General features: G+C 71.9%; 17 protein-coding genes. 6 read left to right on the top strand and 11 right to left on the bottom strand.

Translation table 11 applies throughout. From position 1 onward, the window contains the following. The first annotated feature begins 13 nt into the window (after positions 1-13). Positions 14-1,954 (top strand): glycoside hydrolase family 127 protein, encoded by a 1,941-nt coding sequence (locus GB932_RS10630; protein WP_306769947.1) that lies wholly within the window; start codon positions 14-16, stop codon positions 1,952-1,954. Positions 1,955-1,985: 31 nt separating this feature from the next. Then, complete coding sequence (locus GB932_RS10625) at positions 1,986-5,873, top strand: LamG-like jellyroll fold domain-containing protein (protein WP_156760656.1); 3,888 nt, start codon at positions 1,986-1,988, stop codon at positions 5,871-5,873. Positions 5,874-5,990: 117 nt separating this feature from the next. Here the strand turns inward: GB932_RS10625 and GB932_RS10620 are convergent, their stop codons facing one another. Then, complete coding sequence (locus GB932_RS10620; protein WP_156760655.1) at positions 5,991-6,545, bottom strand: DUF402 domain-containing protein; 555 nt, start codon at positions 6,543-6,545, stop codon at positions 5,991-5,993. Positions 6,546-6,612: 67 nt separating this feature from the next. On the opposite strand from GB932_RS10620, the gene GB932_RS10615 reads away from it, so the two are divergent. The 4 genes from GB932_RS10615 to GB932_RS10600 all read left to right on the top strand — a co-directional run bounded on the left by GB932_RS10615 (position 6,613) and on the right by GB932_RS10600 (position 11,290). After that, positions 6,613-7,911 (top strand): isochorismate synthase, encoded by a 1,299-nt coding sequence (locus GB932_RS10615; RefSeq protein WP_231916118.1) that lies wholly within the window; start codon positions 6,613-6,615, stop codon positions 7,909-7,911. Positions 7,912-8,122: 211 nt separating this feature from the next. Further along, positions 8,123-8,785, top strand: coding sequence for a class I SAM-dependent methyltransferase (locus GB932_RS10610; RefSeq protein ID WP_231916131.1), 663 nt, complete (start codon positions 8,123-8,125; stop codon positions 8,783-8,785). Between the two features lie 31 nt (positions 8,786-8,816). Then, the gene (locus tag GB932_RS10605) at positions 8,817-9,878 is read left to right on the top strand and encodes a polyprenyl synthetase family protein (protein WP_231916117.1); all 1,062 of its coding nucleotides are present in this window, start codon (positions 8,817-8,819) and stop codon (positions 9,876-9,878) included. Between the two features lie 38 nt (positions 9,879-9,916). Then, positions 9,917-11,290 (top strand): FAD-dependent oxidoreductase, encoded by a 1,374-nt coding sequence (locus GB932_RS10600; protein ID WP_156760652.1) that lies wholly within the window; start codon positions 9,917-9,919, stop codon positions 11,288-11,290. A gap of 133 nt (positions 11,291-11,423) precedes the next feature. Here the strand turns inward: GB932_RS10600 and GB932_RS10595 are convergent, their stop codons facing one another. The 10 genes from GB932_RS10595 to GB932_RS10550 form a co-directional block, all read right to left on the bottom strand. Beyond that, a complete protein-coding gene (locus GB932_RS10595) occupies positions 11,424-12,839 on the bottom strand; it encodes a DEAD/DEAH box helicase (RefSeq protein ID WP_156760651.1) in 1,416 nt (471 codons plus the stop codon). A 213-nt stretch (positions 12,840-13,052) separates the two neighbouring features. Further along, on the bottom strand, positions 13,053-13,454 hold the full coding sequence (locus tag GB932_RS10590; protein ID WP_156760650.1) for an ectoine synthase: 402 nt from the start codon (positions 13,452-13,454) through the stop codon (positions 13,053-13,055). Positions 13,455-13,473: 19 nt separating this feature from the next. Beyond that, positions 13,474-14,751: a diaminobutyrate--2-oxoglutarate transaminase gene (gene ectB, locus GB932_RS10585; protein WP_156760649.1), complete on the bottom strand. Its 1,278-nt coding sequence runs from the start codon at positions 14,749-14,751 to the stop codon at positions 13,474-13,476. A gap of 86 nt (positions 14,752-14,837) precedes the next feature. After that, complete coding sequence (ectA, locus tag GB932_RS10580) at positions 14,838-15,377, bottom strand: diaminobutyrate acetyltransferase (protein WP_156760648.1); 540 nt, start codon at positions 15,375-15,377, stop codon at positions 14,838-14,840. A gap of 77 nt (positions 15,378-15,454) precedes the next feature. Continuing rightward, positions 15,455-16,312: a MurR/RpiR family transcriptional regulator gene (locus tag GB932_RS10575; RefSeq protein ID WP_197517426.1), complete on the bottom strand. Its 858-nt coding sequence runs from the start codon at positions 16,310-16,312 to the stop codon at positions 15,455-15,457. Then, positions 16,290-17,120 carry a phosphonate ABC transporter, permease protein PhnE gene (phnE, locus tag GB932_RS10570; protein ID WP_156760646.1) on the bottom strand — a complete coding sequence of 277 codons (831 nt, stop codon included), beginning with the start codon at positions 17,118-17,120 and terminating at the stop codon, positions 16,290-16,292. The genes GB932_RS10575 and phnE (GB932_RS10570) overlap by 23 nt, the downstream gene beginning before the upstream one ends. Then, positions 17,117-17,914 carry a phosphonate ABC transporter, permease protein PhnE gene (gene phnE, locus GB932_RS10565; RefSeq protein WP_156760645.1) on the bottom strand — a complete coding sequence of 266 codons (798 nt, stop codon included), beginning with the start codon at positions 17,912-17,914 and terminating at the stop codon, positions 17,117-17,119. Before phnE (GB932_RS10565) ends, phnE (GB932_RS10570) begins: the two co-directional genes overlap by 4 nt. Beyond that, entirely contained in the window at positions 17,911-18,738 is an 828-nt protein-coding gene (gene phnC, locus GB932_RS10560; protein ID WP_156760644.1) for a phosphonate ABC transporter ATP-binding protein, read from the bottom strand. The genes phnE (GB932_RS10565) and phnC overlap by 4 nt, the downstream gene beginning before the upstream one ends. 8 nt (positions 18,739-18,746) lie before the next feature. Beyond that, entirely contained in the window at positions 18,747-19,742 is a 996-nt protein-coding gene (locus tag GB932_RS10555; protein ID WP_156760643.1) for a phosphate/phosphite/phosphonate ABC transporter substrate-binding protein, read from the bottom strand. Positions 19,743-19,750: 8 nt separating this feature from the next. Next, on the bottom strand, positions 19,751-20,440 hold the full coding sequence (locus GB932_RS10550) for an HAD family hydrolase (RefSeq protein ID WP_197517425.1): 690 nt from the start codon (positions 20,438-20,440) through the stop codon (positions 19,751-19,753). Positions 20,441-20,459 lie beyond the last annotated feature (19 nt).

Raw genomic sequence — 20,459 nt, 5'->3', positions numbered from 1 at the left:
GAAGGACATCTTCGTGACTCTCGACACCACACGCGCCGACCCGCTTGCGCGCCCCGTCGTCGCGCCCGGATCCCGTCGCGGGATCGGCCTCGGCGAGATGCGCCTCGTCGGCGGATTCTGGGGCGGCCTCCAGGAGACGAACGCGCGCGCCACGCTGCGCCATTGCCACGACTGGATGGAGCGCCTCGGCTGGCTCGCGAACTTCGACCGCGTCGCGCGCGGTGCCACGGGGGGAGAGCGCCCGGGCTGGCAGTTCTCGGACTCCGAGGTGTACAAGCTGCTCGAGGCCGTCGCCTGGCAGCTCGGGCACACGCCGGATCCCGCCGCCGAGCGGCTCTGGGGCGAGCTCGTGGGGCGGATCGCGTCCGCACAGGACGACGACGGCTACCTCAACACGTGCTTCGGCCACGACGGGCAGGCGGGGCGCTACTCCGACCTCTCGGCGGGACACGAGCTGTACTGCACGGGCCACCTGCTGCAGGTGGCCGTCGCCCGCGTGCGCACGCACGGCGAGGACGACGAACTCGTCCGGATCGCGCGGCGCGCGGCGGATCACGTGTGCCGCGAGTTCGGGGTCGACGGCCGGCAGGGCATCTGCGGCCACCCCGAGATCGAGCTCGGCCTCGTCGAGCTCGGCCGAGCCCTCGACGAGCCCGCGTACATCGAGCAGGCCCGCCTGTTCATCGAGCGCAGGGGTCGGGGATCCCTCGCCCCCATCGCGCTGTTGAGCCCCGCCTACTTCCAGGACGACGTGCCCGTGCGCGAGGCGGATCGCTGGCGCGGACACGCCGTGCGCGCGCTGTACCTCGCGGCCGGCGCGCTCGACGTCGCGACCGAGACGGGCGACGGCGAGCTGTTCGCCGCGGTCGAACGGCAGTGGACCCGTTCGGTCGAGCGCCGCACGTACCTGACGGGCGGCATGGGGTCCCGGCACCAGGACGAGGGCTTCGGCGACGACTGGGAGCTGCCGCCGGATCGCGCCTACTGCGAGACCTGCGCTGGCGTCGCGTCGATCATGGTGTCGTGGCGGCTGCTGCTCGCCACGGGCGACGCGAAGTACGCCGACCTCATCGAGCGGACCATGTTCAACGTCGTCGCGACCTCGCCGCGCGCGGACGGTCGGGCCTTCTTCTACGCCAATCCGCTGCACCAGCGCGAGCCCGGCGGCGACGTGCGCCCGGACGCCGTGAACCCGCGAGCCGAGGGCGGGATCCGCGCCCCGTGGTTCGACGTCTCGTGCTGCCCGACGAACGTCGCTCGCACGCTCGCCTCGTGGCAGTCGTGCGCGGCCTTCGTCGACGAAGAGGGCGAGGCACCTGTCGTGACGATCGCGCAGTACGCGGCGGGCGAGATGCGCGTCGCGACGGACGGCGGCCCCCTCGTCCTCGAGATCGAGACCGCGTATCCCGCGGAGGGGGCCGTGCGGATCCGCGTGCGCGAGGCGTCGGCGGATCCCGTCTCGCTGCGCCTGCGGGTGCCGCACTGGGCCACCGGCGCGACGCTGCGCGGCCCCGGCGGGGCGGCGCGCGAGTGCGCGCCCGGCTGGGCCGATGTCGCGGCGCCGCTCGTCGCCGGGGACGAGATCGTGCTCGACCTGCCCGTGGCGCCGCGCCTCACGTGGCCCGACCCGCGCATCGACGCCGCCCGCGGCACGGTCGCCGTCGAACGCGGGCCGCTCGTGCTCTGCCTCGAGTCGGTCGACCTGCCGGATGGCGCGGCGATCGACGGCATCGCCCTCGACACGGGACAGGCGCCGCGAGGATCCGGAGACGGCGCGATCGTCCGCGTCCGTGCGTCGACGCCGCATGCCGGCTCGGCAGGCCGTCCGCCCTTCCTCGAACGGCCCGACCACCCGGGCGGCACCGCGCACGAGGTCGAAGTGCCTCTCATCCCGTACCACCGGTGGGCCGAGCGCGGTCCGTCGACCATGCGCGTCCTCCTCCCCATGGCTTGACCACACAGGAATACGAGAAAGGCACTCAATGATGAGCAATGCACCTTCGAGGCGCCGATCGCGGCGGGCGGCCGTCGCCCTCCCGATCGCGCTCTCGCTCGGCGCGGGGATGGGGGCCGTCGCGGTCCCCGCCGCGGCCGAGGACGCACCCGCACCCCTGCTCCACTACACGATGGACCAGATCGACGGCGGCGTCCTCGCCGACGCCTCCGGCAACGGCCTCGACGGCGCCCTCACGGGCGCGGCGGAGATCGTCGACACGGGCGACGGCGGATCCGCGCTGCGGCTTCCCGGCGGAGACGGCGGGGGATACGTGACGATCCCGCGCGGCGCCCTCGAGGGAGCCACCGACCTGACCGTCTCGGCGCGCGTGCGCTGGGACGGGACCGGCGGCGCGTGGCAGCGGATCTTCGACCTCGGAACCGACTCGACGCGGTACCTGTTCGCGACGCCGTCGAACGGCGACGGTGATCTGCGCACCGCGCTGACGATCTCGGGCGGATCCGGGGAGGCGACCGCCACGGGATACGGCCCGCTGCGGGCCGGCGAATGGGCGACGATCACGGTGGCGCTCGACGCGAGCGCCGGCAGCCTGACCACCTACCTCGACGGCGTCGCGATCTCGACCGCGGAGACGCCGCTCGCCGCCGCGGACCTGCTCGCCGACGACGCGGGCTCCGCGGGGTACATCGGGAGGTCGTTCTATCCGGATCCGCTCCTCGCGGGCGCCGTCGACGACTTCCGCGTCTTCCATGACGCACTCACCGCCGAGCAGGTCGCTGGGCTCGTCGGCGAGGTGCCGACGTTCGAGGCGCTCGCGCAGGACGCGTTCGAGGTCCGCACCATCGCGCAGGCCGCGCCGGAGCTGCCGACGGCCGTGCGCGCGTCGTACTCGGACGGATACGATCGCGATGTGCCGGCGACGTGGGACGACATCGATCCATCGCAGTACGCCGAGGCGGGCGAGTTCACGGTCTCGGGCGCGGCCGCGGGCGCTCCTGTGACGGCGACCGTGACGGTGCACGACGGCGGCCTCGCCGTCGACCTCGGGACCGACACCGGCGCCTTCCACGGCGGCGCGTCCGGCACCCTCTACGGCGTGTACGGCGAGGGGCTTCCCAGCGACGAACTGCTCGAGGGCATGGGCGTGCGCACCGTGTCGACGAAGGCGCAGGACGGCCCTCAGCACCCCGGCGCCGACGCGCTCGAGGTCGTGCGCCCGCTTGCGGATGCGACCGACGGCGACGTGTACATCTACATGACCGACATCCACCGCGGCTTCCCCTACAACTGGGAGGGCGAGACGCCGGAGGAGAAGATGGACATCTACGCGGACAAGATCGCCGCGCAGGTGGATCAGGTCCTCGAGATGCCCGCCGAGTACCAGGACAACGTCGTCTTCGTGCCGTTCAACGAGCCCGAGGGCAACATGTTCGGCACGGGCGAGTGGAGCTACGACCGCACGAGCTGGCTCGACGACCCGACCGACTACTTCGCCGCATGGGATCGCGTCTACGCGCTGATCCGCGACAAGATGCCCGATGCCCGCATCGCGGGCCCCAACACGAGCATCCTGTATGACCAGGTGCGCGGGTACCTCGACCACGTCGTCGAGGCCGACACGGTGCCCGACGTCATGACGTGGCACGAGCTGTCGCACCCGCAGGCGATCCGCGACTCGGTCGCGACGTACCGCGAATGGGAGGCCGCGGCGTTCGCCGGCAGCGACTACGAGGGCACGCAGCTGCCGATCAACATCAACGAGTACGCGTTCAATTACCACACCTCCGTCCCCGGCCAGATGATCCAGTGGATCTCGGCGATCGAGGACTCGAAGGTCGACGCCGACATCGCCTACTGGAACATCGACGGCAACCTCTCCGACTCGGCGGTGCAGTCGAACCGCGGCAACGGGCAGTGGTGGCTGTACAACGCCTATGCGCAGATGTCGGGCCACACGGTCGAGGTCGCGCCGCCGTTCCCCGGCGAGAACTACACGCTGCAGGGCGTGTCGACCCTCGACGAGGAGCGGGCTCTCTCCCGCACGATCCTGGGCGGCGCGATCGGAGCGGCCCCGATCACGCTGCGGAACGTGCCCGCCGACGTGTTCGGCGACGCCGTGCGCGTGACGGTGCGCGAGATCCCCTGGACGGGCCAGCTGGGCGACTCCGCGCAGCCGCGCGTGCTGTCCGAGACGACGGCCGAGGTCTCGGACGGATCCGTGTCGGTGTCCTTCGACGGCGAGGCGCTGCCGCTTCTCGACGAGTCGTCGGCGTACGAGATCGTCGTGACGCCGGCGGGCACCGGCGAGGCGACGTCGGTGAACCCGACGCTGTGGACGGGCAGCTACGAGGCCGAGGACGCGAGCTACACCGGTTCCGGCTACTCGAAGAACGGCCCCGAGGGATCGCCGGCCGACGTGGGGAAGTTCTACACCTCGGGCGGCTATGACGTCGGCGGGCTGCGCACGGGATCCGATCTCGTGCTCGACTTCGAGGTGACGGTTCCCGAGGACGGCGTCTACGACCTGTCGGTCTTCGCGAACTCGGCGAACACCTTCGACGCCGTCGCTGAGCAGGGCCCCACGAACGTGTTCGTGCGGGTCGACGGCGGCGCCGAGCAGGAGCTGTTCCTACCGCTCGCGTACAAGTGGGTCGTGTGGGATCACGCCGACACGACGGTCGCGCTGACCGCCGGCACGCACACGATCTCGCTCGCGGCGCAGAGCCTCGACGGATCCGGCGCGACCGTCGGCGACGCGATCGTCGATCGCATCGCGCTCGCGCTGCCGAACCCTGCCGCGGGCACAGCGGTGTACGAGGCCGAGCACGCGTCGCTCTCGGGCGGCCGCGCGGTGTACGACGACCTGGACGGCGACGTCTCCGGCGCCGGTGCCGTGCAGCTCGCCGAGGGCGAATCGGCGACCTTCTGGGTCTACGGCGACGTCGACGGCGAGAAGACGCTCGGCATCGACGTGATCGGCGACGCCACAGGATCCGTGTCGGTGAACGGGCACGCGGTCGCCGACCTCGCGTCGCAGAACGCGGTCGCCGCGCACCTCTCGGGCGGCGTCAACAAGGTCGTCGTGACGGGCGGATCCGGCGGCGCGCTCGTCGACCGGATCACGGTCGGCGCCGGCACCGGGGCGCTGGCGGCATCCGTCCACCAGGCGGAGGACGCAGAGCTCGCGGGCGGGGCGACCGTCGCCGAGCTCGCGCTCGCCGACGGCGGCCGCGCGGTCGAGGGCGTCGGCGGCGAGCCGGGGAACGACAGCGCGCTGACGTTCCGTGTGACGGCCGAGCAGGCCGGAACCCACGCGGTCGTCGTGCGCTACTCGAACCCCGAGCAGTCGCCCGCATCGCACTACAACCCGGATCCGATCGCGCGCCGCGCGGACGTGTCCGTCAACGGCGGGACGGCGCAGCCGGTGCTGTTTCCGCACTCCTTCCACCAGAACTCGTTCTGGGAGAAGACGATCGCGCTCGACCTGGACGCAGGTGAGAACACGATCACGCTGACGAGCGAGGAGGCGCCGAACTTCGACGGCGAGACCTATGCGTCCGATGTGTGGACCGAGTTCCCGCTCCGCTCGAAGTGGGCGCCCATCGTCGACCGCATCGCGGTGTCGCCGCTGAGCGCAGCGGTCGCCGCGGATCCCACCGCCGTCTCGGCCGAGACGCGATGCGTCGGGGGTCGCGCGTTCGTCGCGGTCCGCGCCGAGAACGTCTCGGACGAGCCGCTTCGGATGCATGTGGCGACGGAGTATGGCGAGAAGTCGATGGGCGAGCTGGAGCCCGGCGACAGCGCGTCGCGGACGTTCCCCGTCCGCGCGCAGGACGCCGAGGCGGGGGAGGTGACCGTCACGGCGGGCGACGCCACCGTCACGGCGGCCTACGACGGCATCAGCTGCGGCGGCTGATCCGGTCCACCCAACACGACGCAGTCGATTCGAAGCCGTTCGGCCATTTCCGGCCGCGGAGCGCCGTGCGCGCGGCGGATCGACTGCGTTGTGTTGGTGGAGGCAGTGTGGGGGATGTCACAGGTCGAGGGCCGCGAGCACGTCGAACCAGGGGTGCGTCGTCGCCTCGTTGAAGGGAGCGACGCGGTCGGTCACCTTCTGCGTGAGGTCGGCCGTCACGAGCTCCAGGCGATTGACGACGTGCAGGGGATACCCGTACTCGACGCGGTGCTCCTCCCATTCGTCCTCGTCGTCGACGTAGATCCCGCGGTCGTCCGTGCGGCGCACGACGTCGAGATCCATGTCGATCGCGCGCGGCTCGTCGGCGTCCCAGCGTGCGTCCCACGCGAGGTCGATGTACACCCGGGTGCGCTGCGGGGGCGCGTTGACCGTGAGGATCCACTCGGCCCCATGATCGCTGCCGGGCTCGGGATCCGGCAGCAGCATCACGCACGGCGTCCGCAGGAGCGTGTCGCGGCCGGGGCGGTGGCTGCGCCATCCCGGCCGCTGGCCGAACCAGGCGCCCCACTCGTCGCGACCGAGGTAGACGACCTCATGCACCCAGTGCGGCCCGCCGTCCCATTTGCGCCAGTTGATGTGCATTCTGGTTCCGGGGCGGATCGGGGTGCTCATCCCTCGACCATATTCCGTCGCCCGGCTCTCAGGCGGAACGCACGGGCTGCTCAATAGGATCGGGAGCGTGACCGAACCGCTCTCGCTTCCGCGTCTCGTGGCCACGACGCGGGAGATCGACCCCGTCGACGCGCTGCTGTGCGCCGATGCGCGGAGCCCGCTCGTCTGGATGCGCCGGGGCGACGGCCTCGTCGCGGCGGGCCCCGAGCTGCTGCACATCGACGTCGCGGAGGACGGCCGGATCGCCGCGATCGCCGACCTCTGGCGCGCGATCTCGCAGGCGACCGACGTCGACGACGAGGTGCGCCTGCCCGGCACGGGGCTCGTCGGCTTCGGAGCGTTCGCCTTCGACGACACCTCCGCGATGCCGAGCACCCTCATCGTGCCGACGACGATCATCGGGCGCCGCGGCGATCGCGCGTGGATGACCCGGATCCGCGTCGCCGATGTGCAGGGCGACCTGCCCGTCGTGGGGGAGGCGCCCCTCGGCGGGTCGTGGTCGGCGACGCTCGGGCCGGGCGCGATGGATCCCGCGGGCCACGACGTGGCCGTGCGTGCGGCGCTCGCCGCGATCGAGTCGGGCGAGCTCAGCAAGGTCGTCATCGCCCGCGACCTCGCGGGCACGATCCCCGCGCACGCCGATCTGCGCCGCCTCGTGCGCTCCCTCGCGAGCGAGTACCTCGACACGTGGACCTTCGCGGTCGACGGGATCGTCGGCGCGAGCCCCGAGACGCTCGTCACGGTGCGGGGCGGGGAGGTGTCTGCGCGCGTGCTCGCGGGCACGCTGCCGCGCGGCGCGAGCGCGAGCGAGGACGACGCGGTGCCGTTCGAGCTGTCCGCGAGCGCGAAGGATCGGGCCGAGCACCGTTTCGCGGTCGACAGCGTGCTCGATGCGCTGCGCCCGCACACGAGCGACCTCGAGGCTGCGGGCGATCCCTTCACGCTCGAGCTGCCGAACCTCTGGCACCTCGCGACCGATGTGCGCGGCGCGCTCACCGACGGTGCGTCGGCACTCGACCTGGTGCGCGCCCTGCATCCGACGGCAGCCGTCGCGGGCACGCCGACCGAACTGGCGATCGAGGCGATCCGCCGCATCGAGCCGTTCGATCGCGGCCGCTACGCGGGCCCCGTCGGCTGGATCGACGGCGACGGCGACGGCGAGTGGGCGATCGCGCTGCGCTGCGCGCAGTTCGCGCCGGTTCCCGAGGCCGAGGCGGGCGACGGATCCGACTGGCAGTTCGATCTCGAGGCGGCGCGCGCCGTGACGGCGCACGCGGGCGGTGGCATCGTCGCGGGATCCGTCCCCGAGGCCGAGCTGCTCGAGACCCGGGTGAAGTTCCGCCCCATCGTCGATGCCCTCGCTTAGCGGGTGGGCGGACTGCACGACGACGCCGATTCTGTGCAGACAAGGCCGGATCGCGGCGTGTCGGGCCGGTGGTCGACAGAATCGGCGTCGTTGTGCATCTGGGACCGCAACGCGATCGTCTCGCGCGGACCGCTTCATGCGGCCCACGTAGACTCGACGGGTGACCTCCCAGCGCGCCGACCTCAGCAAGGATCCGCGGACCGTCAGCGGCATGTTCGACCAGGTTGCGAAGCGGTACGACCTGACGAACATCGCGATGACGTTCGGGCTCGACGCCGTCTGGCGCCGCGCCACGACGCGCGCCGTCGCCCCGCAGCCGGGGGAGCGGATCCTCGACCTCGCGGCCGGGACGTGCCGCTCATCGGCATCGCTGGCGCGCAGCGGCGCGCAGGTCGTCGCGGCCGACTTCTCGCCCGGCATGCTCGCCGAGGGGCGGCGCCGCTACGGCGATGTGCGGGGACTCAGCTTCGTCGAGGCAGACGCGACGGCCCTGCCGTTCGACGACGGCGAGTTCGACGCCGTGACGATGTCGTACGGCCTGCGCAACGTGAACGACCCGAAGAAGGCGCTCGCCGAGCTGGCGCGCGTGACGCGGCCGGGCGGACGCATCGTCATCAACGAGTTCTCGACGCCGCCGAACGCGCTGTTCCGGCGCCTGTACCGCTTCTACAACGACCGCGTGCTGCCGCGCGTGGCGCGCATCGTCGGCTCGAACGGCGATGCGTACGACTACCTCAACGAGTCGATCCGCGCGTGGCCCGATCAGCGGGCGCTTGCGGCGTGGATCGGCGAGGCCGGGTGGAGCGACGTCGCCTACCACAACCTGTCGTTCGGCATCGTCGCCCTGCACCGCGCACGCCGTCGCACGGCGTAACAGCCGCTCGGCGCGCGGGTAGGGTGGACGGGTGACTTCGAGCCCCGTGCCCTCGGGCTCGCGACTGGCGAGCCGATTCGGTCTCAGCGACCGCATGTTCGTCGGCCGCGCCGCGCAGAGGCTCGCCGCCACCCTCGAAGAGGGCCTCGAACAGGTCGAGCAGGCGATCGCCGACGAGCTCGGCTCGGCCGACCGACTCGCCGACGCCACGAGCCGCTACCTCTACGAGGCCGGCGGCAAGCGCGTGCGCCCCATGCTCGTGATGCTCACGGCGCAGCTCGGCGAGGGCTTCAATCCCGCCGTGCGCGATGTGGCGGTGGCGCTCGAGCTGATGCACCTCGGCTCGCTGTATCACGACGACGTCATGGACGGCGCGGACCGTCGTCGCGGCGTGCCCTCGGCGCACCGCGTGTGGGACAACTCGACGGCGATCCTCACGGGCGACCTGCTGCTGGCGCGGGCGAGCCGCGTCATGGGTCGCCGCGGCGCCGAGGCCGTCGACCTGCAGACCGAGACGTTCGAGCGCCTCGTGATGGGGCAGCTGCACGAGACCGTCGGTCCTGCGGAGGGCGACGACCCGATCGCGTTCTACATCCGAGTGCTCGCCGACAAGACCGGATCCCTCATCGCCGCGGCCGCGCAGGCGGGCGCCTACTTCGCGAACGCGAAGGACGACTACCGCGACGCGCTGCGCGAGTACGGCGAGAAGGTGGGCGTGGCGTTCCAGCTCGCCGACGACGTCATCGACCTGTCGTCGCGGCCGGAGGACACGGGCAAGGTCCCGGGCACCGACCTGCGGGCCGGCGTCGTGACGATGCCGTATCTGCTGCTGCAGGCGAGCGACGACCCGGCCGATGCGGATCTCACGCGGCGCATCGACGACGGCGTCGAGCGCATCCGCCGCGGCGAGGATCCCGCGATCCTCGACGGCCCGCTCGCCGAGCTCCGCGACCACGCCGCGACGACCCGCACCCACGAACTCGCGCTCTCCTGGACGAACGAGGCGGTCGACGCCCTGTCGGTCCTGCCGCGCGGCGTCGTGCGCGAGGCGCTCACGCGCTTCGCCCGGCAGCTCGCCGATCGCACCAGCTGACGCTCTTCGCCGAAAATCAAGAGAAAGATCCGCACCACATGACAAAGCTCCGCCTTGCCATCGTCGGCGCCGGCCCCGCCGGGATCTACGCCGCCGACATCCTGCTTCGGACCGAGCGCAGCTTCGAGGTCTCGATCGACCTCTTCGAGCACCTCCCCGCGCCCTACGGCCTCGTGCGCTACGGCGTCGCCCCCGACCACCCGCGCATCAAGGGCGTCGTGAGCGCGCTGCGCGGCGTGCTCGACCGCGGCGACATCCGGATCTTCGGGAACGTGAAGTTCGGCGAGGACATCACGCTCGACGACCTGAAGCAGCACTACAATGCGGTGATCTTCTCGACAGGCGCCATCCGCGACGCCGACCTGAACATCCCTGGCATCGACGCGAAGGAGTCGTACGGCGCGGCCGACTTCGTCAGCTGGTACGACGGCCACCCCGACGTGCCGCGCACGTGGCCGATCACGGCCCAGCATGTCGGCATGATCGGCAACGGGAACGTGGCGCTCGACGCGGCCCGCGTGCTCGCGAAGCACGCGGACGACCTGCTGTCGACCGAGATCCCCGCCAACGTGTACGAGATCCTGAAGGAGTCGCCCGTCACCGACGTGCACGTCTTCGGCCGCCGCGGCCCCGCGCAGGTGAAGTTCACGCCGCTCGAGCTGCGCGAGCTGGGCGAGCTGAACGACGTCGACATGGTCGTCTACGACGAGGACTTCGACTACGACGAGGCCTCGAAGGAGGCCATCGCGACGAACAAGCAGGTCAAGGTCATCGACCGCGTGCTGCAGAAGTGGCGCGAGCTGCCGAGCGCGAACGGCGCGGGCGGATCCGCGTCGCGCCGCCTCCACCTGCACTTCTGGGCGAAGCCCGTCGAGGTGAAGACCGACGACGAGGGCAGGGTCGCCGCCCTCGTATACGAGCGCACGACGTCCGACGGCGCCGGCGGCGTCGTGGGCACGGGGGAGCTGCGCGAGCAGCCCCTCGGCCAGCTGTATCGCGCGATCGGCTACTTCGGATCCCCGCTCAAGGACGTCCCGTTCGACGACCGTCACGGCGTGATCCCGAACCACGAGGGTCAGGTCCTCGCGGAGGACTCGAACGACATCCTCCCCGGCGTGTACGCCACAGGCTGGATCAAGCGCGGCCCCGTCGGCCTCATCGGTCACACGAAGTCCGACGCGATGGAGACCGTCACGCACCTCGTCAACGACCAGGGATCCTGGTGGCAGCCGGCCGACCCGTCGGAGGAGGCGATCCCCGCCCTGCTCACCTCGCGCGGCGTGAAGTGGACCGACCTCGAGGGCTGGCACCGCCTCGACGAGCACGAGGTCGCGCTCGGCGAGCCCGAGGGCCGCGAGCGCATCAAGGTCGTCCCGCGCGACGAGATGATCCGCATCTCCCGCGGCGAGTGATCGCCTGACGCAGGAACCCCCGGCCTCTCGAGGCCGGGGGTTCTTCTGCGTGCGGGAACACCCACAGAGTCGCCAGAGATCGTCAGAGGAGCGGTGCTCGCACCAGCATTCTCTGGCAACCCATGTGCGGGGGTCAGCGCGAGGCGCTGCGGCGCTGGCTCTGACCGCCGCGGCGTTGGCCGCCGCCCTGGCCGCGCGGCTGTCCGCCGCGACCCTGGCCCTGTCCGCCACGGCCCTGACCGCCGCCCTGGCCGCGCGCGGCGCGCTTGCGGCGGGCGTTCGCGCCCTGCGACGTGCCGCCGCCCGTCGAACCGGGGGCGGGTTCGTTGCCGGATCCGGGGCCGCCCGGGCGCGGCGCGACGTGCTCGGCGCGCTCGCCGATGAGGGCCACGACCTCGGCGCTCGCGGGCGTCACGAGCTGGGGACGCGCCTGGATGCCGGCGCGGCGCAGCAGCTGCTTCACATCGGAGCGCTGGTCGGGCGTCATGAGCGTGACGACATCGCCCGAGGCGCCCGCGCGGGCGGTGCGGCCCGAGCGGTGCAGGTACGCCTTGTGGTCGGCGGGCGGATCCATGTGCACGACGAGGTCGATGCCGTCGACGTGCACACCGCGTGCGGCGACGTCGGTCGCGACGAGCACCTTCACGCTGCCTTCGGTGAGCGCCGCGAGGTTGCGGTCGCGGGCGTTCTGCGAGAGGTTGCCCTGCAGGTCGACCGCGGGGATGCCCGACGCGGTCAGCTGGCGCGCGAGGCGCTTGGCCTGGTGCTTCGTGCGGGAGAAGAGGATCCGCTTGCCGCTGCCCGACGCGAGCGCGTGCACGAGGTCCTTCTTGTCGTCGGGCGTCGCGGCCTCGAAGACGTGGTGCGTCATGTCGGGCACGGGTGATTCGGCCGAGTCGATCGAGTGCTCGACGGGCGAGGACAGGAAGCGCTTCGCCAGCTTGTCCACTCCGTTGTCCAGCGTCGCCGAGAACAGCATGCGCTGGCCGCCCTGCGGGGTCAGCGAGAGGATCCGCGTGACGCCGGGCAGGAAGCCGAGATCGGCCATGTGGTCGGCCTCGTCGAGCACCGTGATGAGCACGCGGTCGAGCCGCACGATCTTCTGCCCGATGAGGTCCTCGAGGCGGCCGGGGCAGGCGACGACGATGTCGACGCCGGCGCGGAACGCCTGTTCCTGCGGGCGTTGCGAGACGCCGCCGAAGACGGTCGTCACGGTGAGGCCGGCCGCGCGGGCGAGCGGGGTGATGACGTTCGCGATCTGCGTCGCGAGCTCGCGGGTCGGCGCGAGCACGAGGCCCGTCGGCTGACCGGGGCGGCGCGCGTTGCCGCCGGCCGCGAGGCGGGCGACGAGCGGGATCGCGAAGGCGAGGGTCTTGCCGGATCCGGTCTTTCCGCGGCCGAGCACGTCGCGGCCCGCGAGGGTCGACGGCAGCGTGGCGGTCTGGATCGGGAAGGGGGTGGGGCGGTCGGCCGCGATGAGCGCGTCGACGAGGTCGGAGGGGACGCCGAGGTCGGCGAAGGAGGGAGTCTGCGCAGGGGCAGCGGTCATGGAGTGTCTCTCGGTGATGGACCGGGCGCGCTGAGGGGCGGAGCCGGTGAGGGGCGAACGCGGCGGGTGCCGAATCCGATTCGCCACGGGGAGCGGTGCGAGCGTGACGCTCGAGCAGACCGCGACGACGAACGCGCAGTGCGTTCGCAGACCACTCTAGCGGGTGCGCGCCCCGAGAAGGCTGACCGTTGCTCCTCGGGGCGCGTCCCGCGGTCAGGCGGGCGCCGTCCCCTCGGTCACGAGGGGGTAGACGCCGTTCTCGTCGTGCACCTCGCGGCCGGTGATCGGCGGGTTGAACACGCAGACGCAGCGGATCTCCTCCCGCACGCGCACGGTGTGCTTGTCGTGGTCGTTCAGCAGGTACATCGTGCCCGGCTTCAGCGGATGCACCTCGCCGGTCGCGAGATCCTCGATCTCGCCGTCGCCGTGCGTGATGAACACCGCCTCGATGTGGTTCGCGTACCAGAAGCTGCTCTCGGTGCCGGCGTACAGGGTCGTCTCGTGGAGGGAGAACCCGACCCCCTCCTTCGCGAGCACGATGCGCTTGCTGCGCCAGTTCTCCGACCGGATGTCGGTGTCGCCGCCGTCGATCTCGTCCAGGGTGCGAACGATCATGTTCTCTCCTTCCTCGTGGTCAGTCGGCGAGGGCCTCGGCCGTCGCGTCCTCGATGATCGCGATGCCGCGATTCAGCTCGTCGTCGGTGATGGTCAGGGGCGGCAGGAGCTTGAGCACCTCGTCCTCGGGGCCGGAGGTCTCGACGAGGAGTCCGCGCTCGAACGCCTTCGCGGCGACGCGTCCCGCCTGCTCGCCGCTGTCGAACTGCAGTCCGCGCGCGAGGCCGCGCCCCTTCGCGACGAGCCCGGCGCCGGGATGGGCGGCGGTGATCGCGTTGAGGCGGCTCTCGACGTAGGCGCCCTTGTCGCGTGTCGAGGTCTCCAGCACGTCGTCGCTCCAGAACCGCCGGATCGCCTCCGCGGCCGTGATGAACGCCGGCGTGACGCCGCGGAAGGTCCCGTTGTGCTCGCCGGGCTCCCAGACGTCGAGCTCGGGGCGCACGAGCGTGAGCGCCATCGGCAGGCCGATGCCGGAGATCGACTTCGACAGGCAGACGAAGTCGGGCACGATCCCGGCCTCCTCGAAGCTGAAGAACCCGCCCGTGCGGCCGCACCCCATCTGCACATCGTCGAGGATGAGCAGGATGTCGTGTGCGCGGCACAGCTGCTCGAGCCCGCGGAGCCACTCGGCGCGCGCGGTGTTGACGCCGCCCTCGCCCTGCACGGTCTCGACGATGACGGCGGCCGGCTTGTTGAGTCCGCTGCCGGTGTCGGTGAGCAGCTTCTCGAAGTAGAGGAAGTCGGGGTAGTCGCGGTCGAAGTAGTCGTCGAACGGCATGGGCGTCGCGTGCACGAGCGGCACGCCCGCGCCGCCGCGCTTGAGCGAGTTGCCCGTGACGCTCAGCGCGCCGAGCGTCATGCCGTGGAACGCGTTCGTGAAGTTCACGACCGACTCACGCCCCGTGATCTTGCGGGCGAGCTTGAGCGCGGCCTCGACGGCGTTCGCGCCGCCCGGGCCGGGGAACACGACGCGGTAGTCGAGGTCGCGCGGTTCGAGGATCCTCTCGCCGAAGGTCTCGAGGAAGTCGCGGCGCGCCTCGGTGAACATGTCGAGCGAGTGGATGATCCGGTCGCCCGAGATGTAGTCGACGAGCGCATTCTTGAGCACCGGGTCGTTGTGCCCGTAGTTGAGGGCGCCCGCGCCCGCGAAGAAGTCGAGATAGGGACGCTCGTCGGTGTCGAACAGCGTCGCGCCGAGGGCACGGTCGAAGACGACCGGCCAGGATCGAGAGTAGCTGCGGACGCCGGATTCGTGGCTGGTGATGGCGGTGATGGACGGATCGTCGGTGATGGACATCGTGATCTCCTCCGGGGTGCCCCCTCGGGGCGGCGACGCGCGACGCTCTCGCATCCCGCGGCTGGGACCGTCGGCCCCAGGCTGGGTCATGTCGCGGCGGTGTCGAGCGGGCCGATGAGGTGCAGCGGCTCGGCGTCGTGCGCGTCGGGGAAGTGCGCGGCGTCGAAGAGCGGATCGATCCGCTCCGTCGCTCGCCACCTCGCCGCGAACGACCGGAACAGGCCCCGCGACGCGAGGTTGTCGTCCGTGATGGTCGTCTCGAGCCAGCCGACGGACGGATCCGCCGCGCGCAGCGCGCCGACGAGGTCGTCGAGCATCCGGCCCGAGACGCCTCGCCCGCGCTGGGCGGCGTCCACCGCGACCTGCCAGATGAACAGGCGCGACAGATCGTCCGGCCGGCGATAGCCGAGCACGAAGCCGACGACCTCCCCGCCCGCGACGGCCACGCGGCTCGTAGCGGAGAAGTCGCGCGCGAACAGCGCGTAGGCGTACGACGAGTTGAGGTCGAGCGTGCCGGAGTCGCGTGCGACCCGCCACATCCCGGCCCCGTCTTCCATCCGAGGGGCGCGCACCGTCGTCCGCGCGACCGCGGTCGCGTCGGGGGTCCGCTCGCTGTGCAGTGACATCGCGGCGGACGATACCGACCTGAGCGGTCAGCGCAACCCTTTATCTCTCGCGTCGAACGTGCTATATCCGGCGCGTCTCACTCCCGCAGGGCGGATCCGAGTTCGCGCAGCACGGCCTCGCGTGCATCGCGCCCGCGGGATCCGCGGTGCGCGATGAGCGCGTCGACGATCGACTCGACGACGAGCGCGAGGCCCGCGCGCGAGGTGTGCACGAGCTCGTCGCGGAAGGATCCGTCGACCGTCGGGACGATGAGGGCGACGTCGGCCGCCTCCGCCACAGCGGATCCGGCGAACGACGTGATCGCGAGCGTGCGCGCGCCGGCCTCCTGCGCCGCGCGGAGGGCGGCGAGGGAGGCGGCGTTCGCGCCGGATCCGGAGATCACGAGGCACACATCGGCCGCGGTCATCTGCCGCGCGGCGATGCGCTGGGCGAGCGCGTCGTGGAGCAGCTCCGCGGGGCGGCCCGCGGCCGTGAGCCGCAGGACGAGGTCGAGCCCGATCGGCGAGCTGAGCCCGTTCGCGACGATGAGCACCCGGGAGGCGCCATCGAGCGCGGACACCGCCGATCGCAGCGATTCCTCCGTGAGGGCCGACACTGCGTGCCCGATCCGGGCCGCGAAGCGATCGACCGAGGCGCGCAGCGTCCCCAGCAGGGATCCGTCTCCGACCTCGGCGGGCGCCTCCCGCGCGAGCTCGCGCGCCGCGGCGACGCGCAGCTGCGGGTAGCCGTCGAAGCCGAGCGTCTGAGCCGCGCGGACCACGGTCGCCCGCCCGACCCCGACAGTGTCCGCGAACACCTGCGCCGTCGACTCGACTGTCGCCGAGAGGTCGGCCGCGATCGCCTCGGCGACGCGGCGCTCGCCGGCGTGCATCGACGGCGCGAGCGCGTGGATCCGCGCCGTCGGGGGTGCGTCAGCGGATCCTGTCCAGGCCACGGGACCTCGCCCCTTCCATGATGCGGCGGCGCAGCGCGCCCGAGACGGCATCGATGAGCATCGTCGCCGCGATGACGACGATGAGCAGCATGCCGACGGTCTCCCACTCACGATAGTTCGTGTAGTTCGACAGCATGCTGCCGATCCCGCCCGCGCCCACGAGGCCGAGCACGGCCGACATGCGGATGTTGATCTCGAATCGGTACAGGGCGAACGACATCAGGGAGGGGAGCGCGGCCGGCCACAGCGCCCACCGCAGCACGGCGAGGCGCCCTCCGCCGGCGGCCCGCACCGCCTCGGTCGTGTCGGCGCGCAGCGACTCGATCGTCTCGTACACCCACTTGCCCTGCGTGCCGATGCCCGCGATTCCGAGCGCGAGGGCGCCCGTGAACGGCGTGAGCCCGGTCACCGTCAGGAGGATGAGCGCGATGATCACCTCGGGCACGGCGCGGATCACGGCGAACGCGCCGCGCAGCGCGTACCGCAGCCAGGCGGGGCCGACGCCGTGCGCGGCGAGCATGCCGAGCGGGATCGACGCCGCGACGCAGAGCAGCGCACCGAGCCACGCCATCGAGATCGACCGCCACGTCTCGAACAGGGCGCGGGGCAGGTTCGACCAGTTCGGATCCGCGAACATGAGCGCGCCGTACTCCCACGTCGCGGAGGGCAGGCCGAACAGCTTCGCCCAGTCGACGTCGAGGGTCGCGGTCGCGGTGAGGATGAGGGCGCCGACCGCGAGCGAGGTGACGGTCGCGTTCGTGCGCGACGGCGGGGCGGGCAGGCGGAGCTCGAGCGGGTGCGTCGTCATGTCAGCCTCCTCCGCAGCAGGTTCGAGCAGACCTCGATGAGGATCACGACGATGAGGATCTCGAGGATGATGACCGACACATCGTCATAGGCGTAGAACCCGAAGCGCTCGTCGAGCAGCCGTCCGATGCCGCCCGCGCCGACGATGCCGAGGATCGCCGAGATGCGCACGTTGAGCTCGAGCGCGTACAGCCACTGGTTCGCGAACAGCGGGAGGTTCTGCGGCAGGGCCAGCGCGCGGTTCAGGCGTCCCTGCGTGGCGCCGGCCGCGCGGCCCGCCTCGAGGTACGGGTGCTCGCTCGAGTCGATCGCCTCCGAGACGAGCTTGACGACGATGCCGAGGTCGAAGAGGAACAGGGTGATCAGCCCGGGCAGCGCGCCGACGCCGACGAGCGCGACGAGGATCGTCGCGTACACGAGGTCGGGGACGGAGCGGATCACGTTGATCGCCGCGCGCACGATCCGTCGCGTGAGACCGTTCGGGTTCGTAGGGCGAGCGGCCCAGAGCGTGAGGGGCACGGAGACGAGCGCGGCGGCCGCGGCGCCGACGAGCGCCATCTGCAGCGTCTCGAGCATCGGCCCGAAGGTGCGCGGCAGGAACGCGAGGTCGGGCTGCAGCAGCTGCAGCATCTTGTCGGCCCCGTTGCGCCAATTTCGGGCGATGGCGGCGAGATCGATCTCGACACCGCCGATCGCGGGAATGCACGTGAGTGCCGTGAACGCCGCGAAGGCCGTGACGATCAGGACGGTCCGCGGCCAGGTGCGGGGCCGCGGCGGGACGACGAGAGCGGTCACGACGTCGCCCCCAGTCGATCGTCCGGACGGATCCGGCGCCCGTAGATCTGCTCGAAGTCGGCGTCCGTCGCGCTCGCCGCGGGGCCGTCGTAGACGATCTCTCCGGCGCGCAGGCCGATCATCCGCGTCGTGTAGTCGCGGGCGAGGTCCATGAGGTGCAGGTTGACGAGAACCGTCAGGTCGCGCTCCGAGCTGATGCGGGCGAGCTCGGCCATGACGGCGTGCGCCGTCGGCGGATCCAGGCTCGCGACGGGCTCGTCCGCGAGCATGACGCGCGGATCCTGCGAGAGCGCCCGCGCGATCGCGACGCGCTGCTTCTGGCCGCCCGACAGGGATCCCGCGCGCGTCCACACCTTGTCGAGCATGCCGACGGCGTCGAGCGCCCGCAGCGCGATCTCGCGGTCCTCCGCCGTCGCGATCCCGAGCAGCGTCCGCACCGCGCCCGCGCGGGCGAATCGCCCGACGAGCGTGTTGCGGTAGACGTCGACGCGCTCGGCGAGGTTGAAGCCCTGGAAGATCATGCCGACGTGGCCGCGCAGCGCGCGCAGGCCGCGGCCGCCGAGGCCCGACACCGTGTGCGGGCCGACCTCGACCGTGCCGGAGGTGGCGGGGACGAGGCCGTTGATGGTGCGGATCAGCGTCGACTTGCCGGATCCGGACAGGCCGACGATCGACACGATCTCGCCCGCGCCGATCGAGAGCGAGACGTCGTTCAGCGCGGCGGTGCCGTTCGGGTAGGTGACGGAGACGCGGTCGAGGCGGATCGGCCACGAGGCGGGGGCCGGCGCGTGGCCGGCCCCCGCCTGCTGGGGGGTGTGCGACATCGGTCTGATCAGCCCGCGAACTGCTCGAGGATCTCGCCGTAGCGCGTGATCTCGTCCTCGGCGGTCTCGCTCGTCCAGTCGGAGAGGCCGACGAGGTCGAACATGACGCTCGCGGCCTCGTCCGACGAGTCGGCGTAGTCGTCGAGCAGGGTCGTCAGCTCGGCGACGAGGTCGTCCGGCAGCGCGTTCGACACGGCGACGCCGCCGTTCGGGATCATCTCGGTGTAGGCGAAGGCGACGGCCTTCTCGGCGATGCCGGGCACCTCCTCCGCGACGGTCGTGCGGGCGTCCCAGTAGGCGAAGCCGACCTCGGCGTCGCCGTTCGCGACGGCGAGCACGGCGTTGTTGTTGCCCTCGACCGGGATCTGCTCGATGTCGGCGTCGGTGTCGAGTCCCAGATCGCGCATGGCGACGACCGGGTACTGGTAGCCGGCGGGGCTCGTGGCGGCCTGCAGGGCGACCTTCGCGCCGTCGGCCTCGGCGAGCTTCTCGACGCCGGCCGGTCCCTGGCCGCTCGCGGATGCGCCGCCGGGCTCGATCCCGTTGCAGTACGACAGCTCGATCCCGCTCGCGTCGTACGTCGACATCACGGGCTCGTCGTCGCAGTACTTCTCGGGCGCGTTCGTGTATGCGACAGATGCGTACGACGTGGCGCCGAAGCGCACATCGCGCAGCACGAGCTCGGCGTCGTACTGCTGGATCGCGTGGTACAGCGATCCGGCATCGGTGATGATGACCTGCGCCTGGTCGGCGCCGAGGGCCTCGACCGTGGCCGCGTAGTTCGTCGCGACGACGCCTTCGACCTCGATGCCGAGTCCGTCCGAGAGGTAGTCCGTGAGCGGGCCGAGCGCGACCGCGAGGTCCTCGCCCTCTACGGACGGCACGAGCGAGAGCGTGATCGAGCCAGGCCGTTCGCCGTCGGCGGCGTCGGATCCACCGGCGCAGCCGGCGAGACCGAGGGCGAGCGTCGCGGCGGTTCCGGCCGCGAGGAGGGTCTTGCGCATGAGGGGTGTCACCTTTCGGGGAGGAGGGTCGGGGAGGTGAGGAGGTCGTGGGAGGCGCCTGCCCAGGCGACGATGGCGTGGGCGAGGTCGGCGAGAGTCGTGCCCCGCATCGTCACGTCGGCGGGCGACGTGGCGGCAGTGGCTCCGACGAGGGCGGTGGCTGCGCCGAGGGCGGCGGCGGGGGCGAGGTCGTTCTCGACCATGTCGCCGATCGAGAGAACGGGGCCGCGCGCGAGAGCCTCGCGCACGATCGGGGCGAGGCCGTCGGGCTTGCCGACGCTGTCGCGGATCTCGTCGAAGGCGGCCGAGAGTCCCCACGCGGCGAGGGTCTCGTCGAGACCATCGCGCGGGGCGTTCGTCGCGAGGACGATGCGGGCGTCCTCCGGCAGGCGGCCCAGCAGGCCGGCGAGGCCCGGGGCCGGCTCGGCGCCCGAGGAGGGGAGGGATCCGCGGCTCGCCAGGTACGCGGCCTGCCGCGCCTCGGGATCCACACCCGCCGCGTCGGCGAGGGATCCGACGATGTCGTAGCCGTCGCGGTAGCGGCTGGGTTCTCCGGCTTCGAACGATCGCAGCTCGCGGCCTGTCGCGTCGAGGAAGCCGGCGCCCGCGTGGGCCGCGACCTCCCGCGCGTATGCCAGGACGGGGCCGCTGCCGACGCACACGGTGCCGTCGAAGTCGAAGATGATCGTCGAGCTCACGCGCTCTCCTCGCTGTTGT

Origin of the sequence: Microbacterium karelineae, assembly GCF_009745985.1 — a bacterium.
In the GTDB taxonomy this organism is placed as follows: Bacteria; Actinomycetota; Actinomycetes; order Actinomycetales; family Microbacteriaceae; genus Microbacterium; species Microbacterium karelineae.
This window is presented reverse-complemented; position numbering and strand designations above follow the sequence as displayed.

Coding starts and splice junctions, on each gene's coding strand:
- GB932_RS10625 (WP_156760656.1), top strand. CDS start 1,986: ATGAGCAATGCACCTTCGAGGCGCCGATCGCGGCGGGCGGCCGTCGCC.
- GB932_RS10620 (WP_156760655.1), bottom strand. CDS start 6,545: ATGAGCACCCCGATCCGCCCCGGAACCAGAATGCACATCAACTGGCGC.
- GB932_RS10610 (WP_231916131.1), top strand. CDS start 8,123: ATGTTCGACCAGGTTGCGAAGCGGTACGACCTGACGAACATCGCGATG.
- GB932_RS10600 (WP_156760652.1), top strand. CDS start 9,917: ATGACAAAGCTCCGCCTTGCCATCGTCGGCGCCGGCCCCGCCGGGATC.
- GB932_RS10595 (WP_156760651.1), bottom strand. CDS start 12,839: ATGACCGCTGCCCCTGCGCAGACTCCCTCCTTCGCCGACCTCGGCGTC.
- GB932_RS10590 (WP_156760650.1), bottom strand. CDS start 13,454: ATGATCGTTCGCACCCTGGACGAGATCGACGGCGGCGACACCGACATC.
- ectB (WP_156760649.1), bottom strand. CDS start 14,751: ATGTCCATCACCGACGATCCGTCCATCACCGCCATCACCAGCCACGAA.
- ectA (WP_156760648.1), bottom strand. CDS start 15,377: ATGTCACTGCACAGCGAGCGGACCCCCGACGCGACCGCGGTCGCGCGG.
- phnE (WP_156760646.1), bottom strand. CDS start 17,120: ATGACGACGCACCCGCTCGAGCTCCGCCTGCCCGCCCCGCCGTCGCGC.
- phnC (WP_156760644.1), bottom strand. CDS start 18,738: ATGTCGCACACCCCCCAGCAGGCGGGGGCCGGCCACGCGCCGGCCCCC.
- GB932_RS10555 (WP_156760643.1), bottom strand. CDS start 19,742: ATGCGCAAGACCCTCCTCGCGGCCGGAACCGCCGCGACGCTCGCCCTC.